We start from the raw sequence: 14077 nt of genomic DNA on the forward strand, positions 1-14077 counted from the left end.
CTCATTGCACCGTCGAGTTGCCGCGGACGTCGAAGTCCTTCTGGGTACCGACGTTGTTGCGGTCCTGCGGGAATTCGATGTCCGTGTCCATGTTCAGCTCCTCCATCCGCTCGCGTGTGGCCTTCTCGACGGCGACCATCGACACCTTCGTCTCCTGCATCTGGGTCTCGACGTCGTAACCCGTCGACGTGATAGCGTTCACCGAGTCGCCGATGGCGTACGGCACGTGACCGTCGGGGTACTTGTCCTCGAGACTCTTCCCCTTGAAGACGCCGCCCCAGTGGTACGGGAGGAACACCTCCTTCTTGTTGGGGCGGTTCGTCACACGCGCCTTCACCAGCACCGAGCCGCGATCGGTCGAGGAGATGATGACCAGGTCACCACCCTCGACTCCGAGTTCCTCCGCGTGGTCCGGATGGATTTCGGCGTACATGTGCGGCTGCAGGTCGGCGGTGTGGATGTTGTTCCGCGTCTCCGCGCCCCCGCCCTGATGTTCCACCTGCCGGCCGGTCGTCATGATGGTGTCCAGGTCCGGCCCCTCGCTGGAGTTGTGGATGATGTCCATCGCCTTCTGCTGCTCGACGGCGTTATTCTGGTCGAGCCGGTAGAAGTTCAGTTGTTGGCCGTTGGCTGGCCACTCCTCCGTGAGCTTCGGGCTCGGACTCTCGATAGGCTCGCGGTGGACGGGCACCTTGTCGAGGAAGTTCCAGACCACCGCACGCGCACGCCCGCGACCGGTCGGCGCGTCCGGCTGCCGGTAGTCGTACTCCTCGAAGAAGTCGGGATCCACGCCCGGTGCGATTTTTTCCTCGATGTAGCGGTCGAACGCCGCGCTCCCCGTGTCAGGGTTCGCGAGCGCCTCTGCGGCAGTGTACACTGACTTGTCGTTGCCCAGCGCGTGCTGCTGGGGGATAGTCAGTTCGTCCGACTGGACGGACTGGTTCGGGTCGATGAGACTCTTCGGCGGCGTCGTCTTCCAGCCGGGGTACTCCGGCACGCCGTGGATCCGGCCGTCCGAGGCCAGGTCCTCGTCGTCGGCCCACTCGGGCACGTACGGGGCCCGAGTCAGGTCGAGGGCGTCCTCCTGGCTCTCGTAGCGGTCGCCGACAGCGTCGAGCGTGGCGTCGAACGGGTACTCCGCGTCCGTCGCCATGTTCTCCCACTCCTCGGGCGTCGGGGCCTGCACGCCCCACCGGGTCCGGAAGTCTTGGCCCCCGTTGTTGGGGTCCATGTCGTCGTTCCAGATGATGGGCGTGCCCGGGTGGTCCTCGCCCCAGCAGGGCCACGGGAGCATCCAGTACTCGCCCTCGACGGGCGAGCCGGCGGCCCCCTTGAGGTCCTCGTCGGAGAACGCGTAGTCGTACTCCAGGTGTTTCTGGAGCCGCTCGGGCGTCTGCCGGTAGCCGATGGTCATCGTCCCCAGGTTGAACTCCCGGATGACGTTCTCGTAGGTCGACTTCCCGTTGTACAGCTCGGAGCCATCGCCCCAGTCGAAGTGCTCGCCGAAGCCCAGCGACCCGGCCAGTTCCTGCATGATCTGCAGGTCCGGCTTCGAGTTGTGGGCCGGCGGCCGCACCGGCTCGGACCACTGGGTCGCGCGGTGGGTATTCGTCAGCGAGCGATAGTGCTCGTACTGGCTCGAGGCCGGCAACAGCAACACCGGCGGGCCCTCCTCGTAGTCGGGGAGGACGCTCGCTACCGAGGGGAACACGTCGACCACGACCAGCAGGTCGAGGTTCTCCATCCCCTCCTTCATCTGCTCCATCTGCGAGATGGAGTTGGCGGAGTGGCCCCAGAAGAACGCAATCTTCAGCTGCTCGTCCTGGTAGATCGGCGTTTCCTGCATCCGGTCTTCCTTGTCGAGGGCCGCCTCGAACCAGCGGGCCACCGTCAGCCCGTTCTGGAACATCATCGAGTTGTCCGCCGGGAACGACGTGTCGATGTCGGCGGAGCTTTCGTCGCTCGGGCTTTGGCGGACGTACTTCTCGGGGGGCATCCGCTCGAACCGCTCGTACATGTCCGCGAATGACGTCGAGCCGCTCGTGTACGGGTTCTTGTCCCAGATCTCGGACCACCAGGACCAGCCACCCGCCGACAGGCCGTAGTAGCCCGGCAGGATGTGGCTCGCCACCGCCAGGTCCGTCGCCCCCTGGACGTTGGCGTGGCCACGCATTACCTGCAGGCCGCCGCCGCTGCGGGCCGCACTGCCCGACCCGAGACTCGCGGCCGCGTACGAGCGGATGTTCTGTGTCCCGTTGTTGTGCTGGGTGCCGCCCATCGCCCACTCGATCTGGACGTTGGGCCGCGCCTCGTCGATCATGTCCGCGATGCGCTCGATGTCCTCCTCGGAGACCCACGTGATCTCCGAGACGGTCTCCTTGTCGTACTGGTCGAGCTCGGCGTCGACGTCCTCCCAGCCCTGGACGCGGTCGACGAGCATGTTCTGCCCGCTCGCGTCGGCGTCCGTGTCGGTCGCCAGCCCGTGTTTGTCACGGAGCACCTTGATAACGCCCATCATCAGGGCGACGTCGGTGCCGGGCCGGAACCGCATGAACTCGTCGGCGTGCGCCGACGTCTTCGTGAACCGCGGGTCGAGGTTCAAGATTTTCCCGCCGCGCTTCTGCCCCTCGAGGATATGCTGCATCGCGATGGGGTGTGCCTCGGCGGGGTTCTGCCCGATGATGATGTTCAGGTCGAAGTTCCGGTAGTCGGTGACCGTGTTGGTCATCGCACCGTACCCCCACGTGTTCGCCAGCCCGGCGACCGTGGTGGAGTGGCAGATGCGCGCCTGGTGGTCGACGTTGTTCGTCCCCATGAACGCCGCCAGCTTCCGGATCGCGTACGACTCCTCGTTGGAGTGGTGGGCGCTGCCGAGGAGCATCACGCTCTCTCGGCTGTACTCGTCCCAGACCCGCTTGATTTCGCTGGAGAGCAGGTCGTAGGACTCGTTCCACGTGAGCTTCTCCCAGCCGCCATTCCGGCGGATCATCGGGTGTTTCAGTCGCTTCTCGGAGTGCTCCGTCGCGAAGATGCCCGCACCCTTCGAACAGAGCGACCCGTTGTTGATCGGGTGGTCCTCCCACGGCTCCATGCCGACGAAGGAGTCGCCCTCCCGCTCGCCGCGGAAGCCACAGCCGACCGAACAGTAGTTACAGATGGTCTTCGACAGTTCCGTGTCCGTGTCGGCACCGTCGACCTCGCCGCCCTCTTCCTGGAGGGCCCGCCCCGTTCCCGCGGCTCCGAGCGCCACCGCGCCCGCGAGCGCGCTCGCCTTCATAAACGAGCGGCGGTCGAGGTCCAGCGATACCGGCTCCGGACTTGGATTCTGTTTTGTGCTCATGTCATTTGATTTTCAGCCGTTCGTGGTCCGTCCCTGTCCCGGTCCCATTGGTTGACTACACCTGCCTGTGATATATAGTACCACGTAATAAGTGCTGGGGAGTCAGGAGGGGGCCGCGGGCGAAATCGGCCGTATTAGTTGGGTGAGTGACCGTTGTTTAGGCCGCCCAAAAGGCGGGTCCCGCAACTCCTAAAAGCGCGCGGGGTTTCGCATGGATGATGAACGTAGGCGCGTTCGTGTGTTCGTGCGGGGACACGTGCGACATCGACCTCAAGGCGGTCCGAGAGGGCGTCGACGAGGTCGACGTCGTCGCGAGCTCCGAACTCCTGTGTCAGGACGGCCGGCCGGCGATGTCGCAGGTCATCGAGGAGTACGACCTCGACCAGCTCATTGCCACGACGCCGGAGCCATCGTGTCAGGAGCGTATCCGCGCACTCGCGGACGACCACGGCCTCCACCCGGAGGCGACGGCGTTCGTCGACCACCGGGAGTCGACCGCGTGGGTCCACGACGCCGAGGAGGCCACCGAGAAGACCGCGCGGCTCATCAACGCCAAGCAGGCCGGGCTCGCGGAGGAGGCCGTCTCCCGGACCGTCTCGACGGAGGCCGGCGAGCGGGTGGCCGTCGTCGGCGACCCCGAGGCGGCCCGCTCGCTCTCCGACGAGGCGGACGTGACGCTGTTCGCCGACGGCCGCGAGTTCGCCGACGAGGAGGAGCTGGGCGACGTCCGCGTCGAGCGGGGCCACGCCGCGGCCGTCGAGGGCCGGTTCGGCGAGTTCGAACTTGTCGTCCGCGCGCAGGTGACCGAGGACTGCATCGACTGTCTCGAGTGTGTCCGCGAGGGACCCGACGGGATGGTGACGGAGTTCCCCGTCGACATCCACCCCGAGGCGCCCGACGGCGACTGGGTCGACGTCTGTCCGACGGACGCCATCGACCTCGACGGGACGACCCGCCGCTACGAGTTCGACCAGGTCGTCCACCCCGGCGGCACCGCCCGCTCGCGGGGTGGCCGTGTCGGCTACTACACCGGCCCCGTCGACGCCGGCACTATCGCCGCCGTCGAGGCCCACCTCGGCGGCATCGAGAAGCCGAAGTTCCTCGACCTGGAGATGGACGTCTGTGCGGCCGGCGAGTCGAGTCAGCAAGGCTGTACTGCCTGCGTCGACGCCTGTCCCCACGAGGCGGTCGACCGGCCGGCGATCGACGAGGTGGCCTTCGACGAGACGGCCTGTCAGAACTGCGGCGCCTGCACGAGCGCCTGTCCGACCGGCGCGACCCGGCTGCGCGAGCCGTCCAACGAACGTATCGCCCGCGAGGTGGAGACGCTCGTTGAGCGCGAGGAGTCGGGTGGGCTGCTCGGCGACTCGTCGGGCATCGACGAGCAGGTGGTCGCGTTCGTCTGCTCCGAGCGGGCCAAAGAGCGTCTTCGCGCACACGGGCGACGCGCGCGCAGACAAGAGGACCTCTCGTACCCGCCCGTGCTCCCGGTGGAGGTGAACTGCACCGACACCGTCGGCGAGGCACACGTCATGCACGCGCTCGCCGCGGGTGCAGACGGGGTCGCCATCGTCGGCTGTGGCGGTGCGTGTCTTCACTCCGGGCCTGACCCGAAGGCGGAACTCATTGAGCGGCTCAACACCGCCACAACCGACCTCGGGCTGGGCGAGCGGGTCGGCTTCTTCGCCCCCGAGGCCGGCGAGCCGGCCGCCTTCGCGGCTGAGCTGTCGGCGTTTGTCGACGGCCTCGGCGAGACGCCCATCCCCGCCGGCGAGCACGAGGCGAGCGGCCGTATCGACACCGACCGACCCAATCCTGACTTCGATAGCCACGGGTGGACGCTCGAGAGCGTCCGGGCACTGCTCGAGCACGTTGAGCCCGACCGAGAGGTCATCAGGGGGTTGAAGGACTTCGGCTTGCTGTCGGTGAACGACTCGTGTACGCTCACGCCCACCTGTACAAACCTCTGTCCGACAGACGCCATCCGCCGGACCGACGACGGCCAACTCCAGTTCAACCACGAGCGATGTGTCAACTGCGAGCTCTGCGAGGAGGGGTGTCCCGAGACGGCCATTACGATGGAGACCGGCCTCGACCTCTCCCTACTCCCCGAGCGAAACGACGGGGAGGCGTGGACCACCGTCCACGAGGACGAGATGCTGGAGTGTGTCCGCTGTGGGAAGCCGTTCACCAGCGCCGCCTCCGCCGCCAAGGTGGAAGCGGAGGTGGGCGACCGGGTGGACGGGCTCGCGCCCGACAGCAGTCACAGCGTCTTCGAGTACTGCGGCGACTGTCGCGGACGGCTCCTCTTCGACCAGGGTGACAAGCGATGAACGAGACTGCACTCTACGACGCGCGCATCGAGCTGGTCGACTTCGTCATCGAGGCGTTCTGGGACACCCCCGAGGAGGCGTTCGTCGAACGGCTCGTCAAGGGTGATGTCAAGCTGCCCGGCGAGTCGGTGAACGACCCCATCGACGAGGGGTTCGCGATGGTCGAGGCGTGGGTGGAAGCCAACGCCGGCCGCCCCGTCGCCTCGGTCCACGAGGAGCTCCGCCGCGAGTACACGGAGCTGCTCGTGGGCCCGCGCCCGCCGGTTCTCCCCCACGAGACGAACTACCGCGAGGACACGGAGTTCATCGGCGAGGGACTCGCGGAGGTGGAGGCGAGCTACGGCGCCGCCGGCTGGTCGGTCCCCGAGGACTACCCCGAAGAGGCCGATTTCATTGCCGTCGAACTCGCATTCCTCCGATATCTCATCGACCAGCAGCGACACGGCCACGAGGAGGCGTTCGGCTTCGAGCGGGTGTTCCTCGACGAGCATCTCTCCGTATGGGTCGACGACTTCGTCGCGGAGATGCGCGCGGAAGCCGACGAGGGGCTGTTCCTCGCGGCTGCGCTCGTCTGTCAGGGTATCGTCGAGTTCGAGGACGAACTCGTCGCACAGATGGTTTAGCCAGAGCGGAGGACGACGACAGCGCCAACGACGACGACGAGCGCAGCGACGACCGTCGTCGCGGGCGCGGCCATCGCGAGTGTCTGCTCGAGGACGAAGAAGGAGCGCCACGTGTCCACGTACTCGGCCCACAGTGCAAGGCCGCCGACGGCTGCCACCAGCAGGCAGAGCCCGCCGACGGAGATGGCCACCAGCGCCTCAACGGGCTGGACGGAAACGTCACGCATCCTCGACCACCAGCCGGCCGAGGACCATCACCGCGAACAGCGGCACCAGCACCGCGAGCAGCCGGCTCACGAACAGCCCCATGTAGCTCACCGTCGACTCGAGGTGGATAGCCCAGTGCCACGTCCCCTTCAGCGCCGCGATGACGGCGACGGTGCCGACGACGAGCAGCGACAGCGCGAGCAGCGTCGCCAGCGCGTACACCGCCAGCTCCACGTAGCCGAGCAGGCTGGCGGCGTCGACAGACCGCCCCCGTCCCTGTTCGGTCGCCATCAGGCGTTCACCCCGAACGACTCGCGACGGTAGACGTCGTAGCCGATGACGAGTAGGACGACGAGGCCTGCCCCGAGCACCGCCCACCCGAGCTCGGGCGGGAAGGGGAGACTCGGCGCAGAGCCGGCGTGCCCGGGTCCAGTCACGTGCTCAGAGACGGCGAGTAGCGTCAAAACACTTGCGCCCCCCGCGAGCAACCCTTTTGTGCGGCCGACGCCTCCCTCGGACAACCGATGGCATCCCGACGCGGCCTGCTGCGCCACCTCGCCGCGCTGTCGGGCGCGGCCGGACTCTCCGGCTGTTCGCGCCTGCTCGCCCAGCGTGCGGAGGCACCGACGGCGGACCTGCCGCCCAACCCGCTGGCCGCCGAACTCCCGACTAGTCAGCACGCTTGGAACGACCGGCTCCACACCGACGCGCACGGCAACCACGTTCCGCCGCGTCACTACCGAATCCTTCTGCTCGAACTCGAGGCCGACATCTCCAAGGAGAGCGCTGCGACCGTCGAGCGGGCGATGCGGACGCTTGAGGCCGCCTACGACTACCGGCCTTCCGGACTGCTCCACGCGCTGGCGTGGGGCAGCGGTTACTTCGAGCGGCTGGACGCGTTGGAGGCCTCGCCGATCCGCCACCCGAAGGTGCTCTCGCGAGTCGACACACCGGACCTGCTCGCGTTCGACGCCGCGCTCGTACTCGCGAGCGACATCCCCTCGCACCTAGCGGCCGTCGACAGCGCGATGTTCCGGTCGCGGACCGACCTCGGCGGCGACCCCGTCAACGACCGGCTGGGCGATGTATTCCGGGTCGCAGAGCGTCGTACCGGTTTTCTCGGCGAGGGGCTGCCCGCGGCACACGCCGACGCCGAGGGCGTTCCAGACTCGCTGCCCGAGAGCGCCCCCAACTTCAGCGGCTTCGGCACGGGCCGCCGCGAAACGCAGGCAACTGAGGAGCGGGTCACCATCCGGGACGGCCCGTGGGCCGGCGGGACGACGATGCATCTCTCGCAACTGCAGCTCTCGCTTGATTCATGGTGGGAGCGTCCGGCCAGCGAGCAGGTAGCACAGCTGTTCGGCCCTGACTTTGAGCCTTCAGAGATAGACATGGACCCATCGCTGCCCTTCTCCGATAAGGTTGAAGAGCACGCGGCTGAGGAGGGAGTCGTCGGTCACTTCGAGAAGGCTGCCCGCGCCCGAGACGAGAACGGCGAACCGCGGCTGCTCCGCCGGGATTTCGACTCTGCGGACGGTGGGCATGCCGGTACGGAATTCCTCTCCTTCCAGCGAGAACTACAGGACTTCGAACGAGTGCGGGATGCGATGAACGGTTGGTGGTTACGCGATGAGAGCAGTCAGATAACAGACCGGACAAACAACGGAATCCTCGAGTTCATCACGGTCCGCTCGCGGGCGAACTTCTACGTGCCGCCCCGCGACGAGCGGGCGTTCCCGGGGTCGGGGTAGCTACTCCTCGAGCAGGTTCAGGTCGCCATCAACCTCGGCCTCGTTGACCTCGTTGGCGTGGACGCCGTGGTCCCAGACGTCGTAGCCGTCGAAGCTGTTCGTGACGCCCTTCGGTTTCCAACCGCTGTCCTGGTGTGACATACTAACTCTTCCGTTAACGCGAGAGGAGTTAATTGTTCCGGGGCTACTCCTTCGGGGTGCCTGGCGGCCGCTCCTGATCTTTTGCCTCCTTGAGGAACGTGTTCGCGTAGAGGTCGACGTGGAGCTTCAGCACCGTCTCGGCGTCGATGCCCGCTCGGTCGGCCTGCGTCTCGAGGAACCCGGCCGTCTCATCCGAGGGGTCGAAGACGATGTCGCGGCCCTCGATCTCAAACGCCACCTCGTGGCCCCCGGAGACGAGGTGTTCGATCTCAAGGAGCGACTGCTCAACCTTCGTCGCGAGCGCGTCGTCGATCTCCTCGAAGCGGGCGTCGGCCCACTCCTCGGCGGCCTCGTAGAGCCGGTCGCTGACGGTGAACCGGAGGCTCACAGCGACACCCCCTCATCGGCCTCGAACTCCGGCGTCCAGACGGTCGTCTCCTCGCAACTGGGGCAGTGCTCCCGGCGCATCTCACCCTCGAGGGCGTTCAGGTCGACCATCGTGCCGCACTCCTCACAGCTGTAGTACGTCATTCGGAGGGCGGCCAGGACTGGGGTGCCGGCTCGGACTCGCTCAGTTCGCTGTACAGCGTGAACAGCGCCCCCACGAGCACGAGCATCACGAGCACGCCGAGGATGCCGCCCAGCGCGTTCTGTCCGACGAAGTCGCTCGCGCTGGCGGAGAGCCAGTCGAACGACGCGGCGACCTGCAGTGTCGTCAACAGCAGCCACAGGACGGCCGCGGTGATAGCGAACGTGAGCACGCGAGAGTTCTGGAGTGCGGTTCGGAGGCTCATTGGAATCTCCTCGTCTCCCGTAGTGTGATGGTCCGTAATAAAACTGTGCCGTCCCGTCAGGCGAGCAACTGGGCGCCCATCGCGAGCAGGAAGACAAGGACGGTCGCCACCGCGCCCACCTCCAGCCACCGGGGGCTTGACTCCGTCGTGTCTGTGCTGGCCACGAACAGCACGCCGAGGACTGCCACCAGCGTGGCCACGATGATGTACACGGTATTGAGTACGCCTGCCATACCTGTGAGGTGGTTAGCCCCGACTCTTAAACCTTCCCCGTCACTCGGGGGGATCGTAGTCCCAGTCGGCCTTCTCGGCTGCCTCCGACAGCGGCCGGAACTCCCAGCCGTCTGGTTCCATCCCCGCCTCGTCGGCCAGACCGACCAGTACTAGCCGTTTCGCGTAGAACATCGAGGAGGCGTCCACCTGCGCGAGCCGCTCGGTCGGCCGGGTGCCAGACCCGTTGAAGAAGTCCAAATCGATGGCGTGGCGCCGCTGGAACTTGTTGAGTGCGTGCGAGGGGACATCGCCAACGATGCCAAGCCAGTCCGTCCACCGGGCGGCGTCCCGGCAGGCCGCCTGCGGGTCCGCCAGCGCGCGGGCCGCACGGTAGGTAAACGCGAGCGTCATCTCGTCGGCGTCGCCGCCGTGCGGGCCGCTGCCAGCGCTCCCGGAGCCGACCGGTCCCGAGACGTCGGCATCCCCGGGAACGCCGGGCGTCGACCCGTCGGGGCCCGCAGCCACGTCAGCGAGCGACGCGCCGCCGCCCGCGTCTGGCGCGCCGGGCGTCTCCGAGGGTTCCCCCTCGGGCGCGCCCGGCATCGCGTCCGGGCCGTCGTCGTCGGGCATCCCGCCTCCCTCCGGGACGCCGGACGCGACGCCGGAGCCGGCCCCGCCCTGCTTGGCGGGGATGCCGACGGGTTTGCCGTCGGTCTCTTTCGGGACCCGCGGCGTCCGGTCGCCGAGGTCCTCGCCCGTGAGGCCGCCGTCGGCGTCGGGCGTCTCCTCGGGGTCGGCGTCGCCGTCCTCCTTCCAGAGCCAGTCGCCGGGGTTGACCGCCGGCTCGTCGTCGTCCTGTCCCTCCAGTTCGTCGAGATCGATGCTGTCGGTCATGCGGTGTCGAGATGTGCGATGTCGAGCCGCGCAAGCGTCTCCTCGGTCGGGACGCCGTCGGCGTCCCAGCCGCGGGCGTCGTAGTAGGCGTCCAGCAGTGCGTCGAAGTCGGCGTCGAGGCTGTCGGCGTCGATGGGGTCCGGCAGCCGGTCGTCCGCCCGGGCAAACCCCTCGCGGACGTTGAAGAGCCGGACGAGGTTCCACACCCGCTCGCCGGTCGTCGCCAGGTCGTCGTGGGGGGCGCCGACGGCCGCCAGCCACTCGGCGCCGTCGTCCCGCAACGTCTCGCCGGCGAAGTCATCGGAAACGAGACTCCACCGGACGGAGCGGGTATCCTGCGCGTCGACGACGGCCGCGGCCGCCTCCGCCGGGGTGAACGGTCCCTCGAACGGCTCCCGCTCGACGGGGCGGGCCCGCCGGTGACAGCCGCCGCGGTCGGAGGTGGCGTACGCGAGCGCCATGCTCGCGGCGCCGCGGGGGTCGTAGGCCGGCAGTTCCATCCCCTTCACCGTCGGCACCAGCCCCTCGCCCCCGAGTTCGCGTGCCGCGACAGCGACGCCGTCGGCGAGCGCGTCCCCCAGCGGCGCCCGGCGGGCGGCGATATCCTCCAGCAGGGCGCGGGCCCCTTCCGGGTCGCCGAAGGCATACGACTCCGCGAGCAGCCCCGCCTCGCTGGCGCGGGCGGCCCACGCGACGGCGTTGCCCGCGGAGATAAGGTCCATCCCGAGCCGATTGCACACCTCGCCGAGTTCGGCGACAGCGTCGAAGTCGTCGATGCCGAGGCCGGCCCCGAGCGTCATCGCCGTCGCGCCCCGGGGGACCGTCTCGCCCGCTTCTGTCGCGACGCGGAACCCGCCCTCGACGGGGGCGTCAGCACGCTCGCGGCCGTGAGCGGCGGCCCTGGCCGCCTCGATGCCCACCTCGTCGGTGCCGTCGAAGCCGCGGTCCGACCAGCCCCGGCTCGAGAGCACGCCCGCCTCGTCGGCGAAGTCGACCGTTTCCAGCGTGTCGCTGACCGCGAGCCACCGGCCGGTGGCGTCCTCCGCGTAGCGGCGCTCGTACTCCGCCCGCAGTTCCGCCAAGTCGTCGGGCGGCGCGCCGTGGGCGATGACGGCCTTCAGCCGCTTGGCGCCCATCACGGTGCCGGCGCCGCCGCGGCCGGCGTGGTGGTCGGCGTTCGGCCCCGACGCGATGGTGGCGTACGAGACACCCGCCTCGCCGGCCGGCCCGATACACGCCACGGCGCCGTCGTGGGCGCGACACGTCTCTGCGGCGTCCGCGCCCCACGTCTCCGCTGGTTCGATTCGGGCGTCCCCGTCCGCGAGTACGATGCGGACCGGCTCCTCGGCGGCCCCTTCCACGAGCAACAGCAGGTGGTCGCCGAGCGCGCCGACGAGCGTCTCGGGAAACTCCCCACCCGCGTACGAGTCGAGGAACGTGCCCGTGAGCGGCGACTTGGTCACCGCGGCATAGCGGGTCTCGCCGGGGAGCAGGCCCGACACTGGCCCCAGCGCGAAACACAGCAGGTTCTCCGGGCCGAGCGGGTCGGCGCCGGCCTCGAGTTCCTCGTGCAGGTAGCGGGCGCCGAGCCCCTTCCCGCCGAGGTAGCGGCGCAGCCACTCCTCCGGCACCGGCTCGCTCGTCACCGACCGGTCGGTGAGGTCGACCCGGAGGGCGCGGTCGGGTGCGGAGCGCATTCGTCCGAGGAAGGGGAAACCGGGCTATAAGCGTTTCCGATAGTCCGGTGACACCACTCGCAGGGGGCGACAGCCATATGTCGAACGAACGGTGAGTGCGGGCGTGCGCGCTGGAGCCATCGTCGCGGGGGGGCGGTCGACGCGGTTCGGCGACGCCGACAAGGCCGTCGCCGAACTCGCCGGGGTCCCGATGATACGCCGGGTCGCAGAGCGACTCGCCGCGGTGACGGAGACGCTCGTCATCAACTGTCGCCCCGACCAGCGGGCGGCAATCGAACGGGCGCTCGCCGGCCTCTCGCTGCCCGTCAACTACGCCGAGGACCCGGAGCCCGACGAGGGGCCGATGGCCGGCATTCGGACGGCCTGCCGGGGAGTCGCCGCGACCGACGCCAAGTACGCGTTCGTTGCTGCCTGCGACATGCCGCTGGTCGACCCGGCGCTGGTCGAACTCTGCTTCGAGCGGGCGGCGGGCCACGACGCGGCCGTCCCGCGGCCTGATGAGTGGTACGCAACGACCCACGCCGTCTACCACGCGAGCGCAATGGCCGACGCCTGCGAGCGGGCGCTGGCGGCCGGCGAGCGGAAGATAATCGCCCCGCTGGAGCATCTCGACTGGGTCGTCGTCGAGCGCGAAGAGCTGCGTGCCCGCGGCTCGCTGGACTCCTTCGAGAGTCTCGACACCCGCGCGGCATTCGACGCCTACGCTGACCGGCTGGAGTCATAGACGTCGACGACGCGCGACTCGTCGAGCCGCGTGAGCACGACGCGGTCCACCCGGTCCGAGCGAGCGAGCGTAGCCTCGGCCACCTCCCGACCTACTGCCGCCAGCCGCTCGTCGTCGACCATGTTCACCACCGCGACGGCGGTCGCGCCGTCGGGGACTCGCTTCATCCCGCCGCGGTCGCTCGCCAGCACCGTCGCCACGTCAACTGGCCGTAACTCTTCGCCGACCGCCCGGTCGGTGACTGCGGCGACCCGCTCCGGCCGGTGGACGACCTCCTCGTCGAGCGGCTCGCCCACCGCGCGGGCGCTGGCGATGGCGAGCACCGTGTCGGCGTTCGCGGGTATCTGCGGCTCCCGGTCGCTCGGCGCTTTGAACTGGCGCATCCGCGCGCCGTCGGCCTTGACAAGGACGGGCCCCGGCGCCGGCTCCCGCAGTCCCGCCACCACGTCGTTCTCGTAGCCGGCGTGGCGCGACTCGTCGGCCGGGCCGGGGACCACCTCCAACGGCCACGCGTCGTTGGTGCCGACGACCCCCGCAGGGTCGGGCGTCTCGACCAGCCGGTGGATCTCCGGCCGCTCGGCGAACGCCTTCGGGATGCGCACCGTCGCGGTGACCGTCGCGCGGTCGCTCGCGGCCGCCAGCGCCGCCATCGCCGTCTTCTTGCCGCCCGCGCCGACCGCACAGACGATACCGTCGGCCGCGAGCGCGTCCGTCAGGTCCATGTCGGCCCCGCGGGCCCGTCGAGCAAGACGGTTACGCCGGGACCCGGGAGACATTAGTGGCGGCTGGCCCACGCGGACGTATGACGACACTGACCCCGGAGGCCATCTACGAGTACACCGGCGTCACGGACGTGGCGCTGTCGCCCGACGGCGAGCGCGAGGAGCAGCGGCACAGCTCCGTCTTCGTCGTCCCGACGGACGGCTCCCGCGCGCCGACCCGGCTGACGCGGGCCTCCGACGCGAGTTCCCCCGTCTGAGGGCCCGAGGGCGACCGACTGGGCGTGCTCGCGGCCCGCGAGCGGGACGTCGCGCTGACCGTCGGACCCGCCGACGACGAGGACGAGTTCGGACTGCCGTGGGAGAACCAAGAGACGTACCGCGACATCTCCTCTATCACGCGCGTCGACCAGGTGACGACGCCGATGCTCATCACCGCGGGCGAGCAAGACTGGCGCTGTCCCCCTACGCAGGCCGAACAGCTCTATCTTAGCGTTAAGAAACAGGACGTGCCCGCGAAGCTCGTCGTCTACCAGGAGGAAAACCACAACGTCGGCGATCCCGACCGCGCGATTCATCGGCTGGAGACGCTGCTCGACTGGTTCGAGCGACACGACCCGACGGTCGAGAACGAGGATTAA

The 14077-nt window shown here is 68.8% G+C and carries 16 protein-coding genes and 1 pseudogene; 6 read left to right on the plus strand and 11 right to left on the minus strand.

The genetic code is table 11. The features are described from left to right. Position 1: 1 nt before the first annotated feature. A complete protein-coding gene (locus ABEJ63_RS04365; protein WP_375795132.1) occupies positions 2 to 3340 on the minus strand; it encodes a molybdopterin oxidoreductase family protein in 3339 nt (1112 codons plus the stop codon). 218 nt (positions 3341 to 3558) lie between these two features. Between ABEJ63_RS04365 and ABEJ63_RS04370 the strand changes: the two genes are divergently transcribed. Both ABEJ63_RS04370 and ABEJ63_RS04375 read left to right on the plus strand, forming a co-directional pair. Then, positions 3559 to 5673: a hydrogenase iron-sulfur subunit gene (locus ABEJ63_RS04370; protein ID WP_375795133.1), complete on the plus strand. Its 2115-nt coding sequence runs from the start codon at positions 3559 to 3561 to the stop codon at positions 5671 to 5673. Continuing rightward, entirely contained in the window at positions 5670 to 6296 is a 627-nt protein-coding gene (locus ABEJ63_RS04375; RefSeq protein WP_375795134.1) for a molecular chaperone, read from the plus strand. Before ABEJ63_RS04370 ends, ABEJ63_RS04375 begins: the two co-directional genes overlap by 4 nt. Here the strand turns inward: ABEJ63_RS04375 and ABEJ63_RS04380 are convergent. The 3 genes from ABEJ63_RS04380 to ABEJ63_RS04390 are packed head-to-tail and all read right to left on the minus strand — an operon-like array spanning position 6293 to position 6940. Continuing rightward, positions 6293 to 6523 (minus strand): hypothetical protein, encoded by a 231-nt coding sequence (locus tag ABEJ63_RS04380; RefSeq protein WP_375795135.1) that lies wholly within the window; start codon positions 6521 to 6523, stop codon positions 6293 to 6295. The two genes, ABEJ63_RS04375 and ABEJ63_RS04380, sit on opposite strands and share 4 nt — an antisense overlap. Further along, the gene (locus tag ABEJ63_RS04385; RefSeq protein WP_375795136.1) at positions 6516 to 6794 is read right to left on the minus strand and encodes a hypothetical protein; all 279 of its coding nucleotides are present in this window, start codon (positions 6792 to 6794) and stop codon (positions 6516 to 6518) included. Before ABEJ63_RS04385 ends, ABEJ63_RS04380 begins: the two co-directional genes overlap by 8 nt. Beyond that, positions 6794 to 6940, minus strand: coding sequence for a hypothetical protein (locus ABEJ63_RS04390; RefSeq protein ID WP_375795137.1), 147 nt, complete (start codon positions 6938 to 6940; stop codon positions 6794 to 6796). Before ABEJ63_RS04390 ends, ABEJ63_RS04385 begins: the two co-directional genes overlap by 1 nt. A gap of 87 nt (positions 6941 to 7027) precedes the next feature. Between ABEJ63_RS04390 and ABEJ63_RS04395 the strand changes: the two genes are divergently transcribed. Further along, positions 7028 to 8254, plus strand: a complete 1227-nt coding sequence (locus tag ABEJ63_RS04395; protein ID WP_375795138.1) for a hypothetical protein — start codon at positions 7028 to 7030, stop codon at positions 8252 to 8254. Here ABEJ63_RS04395 and ABEJ63_RS04400 read toward each other — a convergent pair whose 3' ends face one another. From ABEJ63_RS04400 to ABEJ63_RS04425, 6 genes are all read right to left on the minus strand, one after another. Next, entirely contained in the window at positions 8255 to 8395 is a 141-nt protein-coding gene (locus tag ABEJ63_RS04400) for a hypothetical protein (protein ID WP_375795139.1), read from the minus strand. Between the two features lie 43 nt (positions 8396 to 8438). After that, positions 8439 to 8783 carry a hypothetical protein gene (locus tag ABEJ63_RS04405; protein WP_375795140.1) on the minus strand — a complete coding sequence of 115 codons (345 nt, stop codon included), beginning with the start codon at positions 8781 to 8783 and terminating at the stop codon, positions 8439 to 8441. A 139-nt stretch (positions 8784 to 8922) separates the two neighbouring features. Then, the gene (locus ABEJ63_RS04410) at positions 8923 to 9189 is read right to left on the minus strand and encodes a hypothetical protein (RefSeq protein WP_375795141.1); all 267 of its coding nucleotides are present in this window, start codon (positions 9187 to 9189) and stop codon (positions 8923 to 8925) included. A gap of 56 nt (positions 9190 to 9245) precedes the next feature. Next, positions 9246 to 9422: a hypothetical protein gene (locus ABEJ63_RS04415; protein ID WP_375795142.1), complete on the minus strand. Its 177-nt coding sequence runs from the start codon at positions 9420 to 9422 to the stop codon at positions 9246 to 9248. 40 nt (positions 9423 to 9462) lie between these two features. Next, a complete protein-coding gene (locus ABEJ63_RS04420) occupies positions 9463 to 10296 on the minus strand; it encodes a hypothetical protein (protein WP_375795143.1) in 834 nt (277 codons plus the stop codon). Further along, a complete protein-coding gene (locus ABEJ63_RS04425) occupies positions 10293 to 11993 on the minus strand; it encodes an aldehyde ferredoxin oxidoreductase family protein (RefSeq protein ID WP_375795144.1) in 1701 nt (566 codons plus the stop codon). Before ABEJ63_RS04425 ends, ABEJ63_RS04420 begins: the two co-directional genes overlap by 4 nt. A gap of 103 nt (positions 11994 to 12096) precedes the next feature. Here ABEJ63_RS04425 and ABEJ63_RS04430 point away from each other — a divergent pair, with 103 nt between their 5' ends. Then, positions 12097 to 12717, plus strand: a complete 621-nt coding sequence (locus tag ABEJ63_RS04430; RefSeq protein ID WP_375795145.1) for a molybdenum cofactor guanylyltransferase — start codon at positions 12097 to 12099, stop codon at positions 12715 to 12717. Here ABEJ63_RS04430 and yqeC read toward each other — a convergent pair. Continuing rightward, on the minus strand, positions 12693 to 13439 hold the full coding sequence (gene yqeC, locus ABEJ63_RS04435; RefSeq protein WP_375795146.1) for a selenium cofactor biosynthesis protein YqeC: 747 nt from the start codon (positions 13437 to 13439) through the stop codon (positions 12693 to 12695). The genes ABEJ63_RS04430 and yqeC overlap by 25 nt on opposite strands. A gap of 80 nt (positions 13440 to 13519) precedes the next feature. Between yqeC and ABEJ63_RS04440 the strand changes: the two genes are divergently transcribed. Together ABEJ63_RS04440 and ABEJ63_RS04445 are read left to right on the plus strand one after the other, a co-directional pair. Next, on the plus strand, positions 13520 to 13696 hold the full coding sequence (locus ABEJ63_RS04440; RefSeq protein WP_375795147.1) for a hypothetical protein: 177 nt from the start codon (positions 13520 to 13522) through the stop codon (positions 13694 to 13696). A 78-nt stretch (positions 13697 to 13774) separates the two neighbouring features. Continuing rightward, a pseudogene (locus tag ABEJ63_RS04445) lies at positions 13775 to 14077 on the plus strand (alpha/beta hydrolase family protein); the annotation flags it as partial.

This window comes from Halosegnis sp. (genome assembly GCF_042216475.1).
GTDB lineage: Archaea > Halobacteriota > Halobacteria > Halobacteriales > Haloarculaceae > Halosegnis.

Coding starts and splice junctions, on each gene's coding strand:
- ABEJ63_RS04420 (WP_375795143.1), bottom strand. CDS start 10,296: ATGACCGACAGCATCGATCTCGACGAACTGGAGGGACAGGACGACGAC.
- ABEJ63_RS04380 (WP_375795135.1), bottom strand. CDS start 6,523: ATGCGTGACGTTTCCGTCCAGCCCGTTGAGGCGCTGGTGGCCATCTCC.
- ABEJ63_RS04410 (WP_375795141.1), bottom strand. CDS start 9,189: ATGAGCCTCCGAACCGCACTCCAGAACTCTCGCGTGCTCACGTTCGCT.
- ABEJ63_RS04400 (WP_375795139.1), bottom strand. CDS start 8,395: ATGTCACACCAGGACAGCGGTTGGAAACCGAAGGGCGTCACGAACAGC.
- ABEJ63_RS04415 (WP_375795142.1), bottom strand. CDS start 9,422: ATGGCAGGCGTACTCAATACCGTGTACATCATCGTGGCCACGCTGGTG.
- ABEJ63_RS04425 (WP_375795144.1), bottom strand. CDS start 11,993: ATGCGCTCCGCACCCGACCGCGCCCTCCGGGTCGACCTCACCGACCGG.
- ABEJ63_RS04385 (WP_375795136.1), bottom strand. CDS start 6,794: ATGGCGACCGAACAGGGACGGGGGCGGTCTGTCGACGCCGCCAGCCTG.
- ABEJ63_RS04370 (WP_375795133.1), top strand. CDS start 3,559: ATGAACGTAGGCGCGTTCGTGTGTTCGTGCGGGGACACGTGCGACATC.
- yqeC (WP_375795146.1), bottom strand. CDS start 13,439: ATGGACCTGACGGACGCGCTCGCGGCCGACGGTATCGTCTGTGCGGTC.
- ABEJ63_RS04375 (WP_375795134.1), top strand. CDS start 5,670: ATGAACGAGACTGCACTCTACGACGCGCGCATCGAGCTGGTCGACTTC.
- ABEJ63_RS04395 (WP_375795138.1), top strand. CDS start 7,028: ATGGCATCCCGACGCGGCCTGCTGCGCCACCTCGCCGCGCTGTCGGGC.
- ABEJ63_RS04365 (WP_375795132.1), bottom strand. CDS start 3,340: ATGAGCACAAAACAGAATCCAAGTCCGGAGCCGGTATCGCTGGACCTC.
- ABEJ63_RS04440 (WP_375795147.1), top strand. CDS start 13,520: ATGACGACACTGACCCCGGAGGCCATCTACGAGTACACCGGCGTCACG.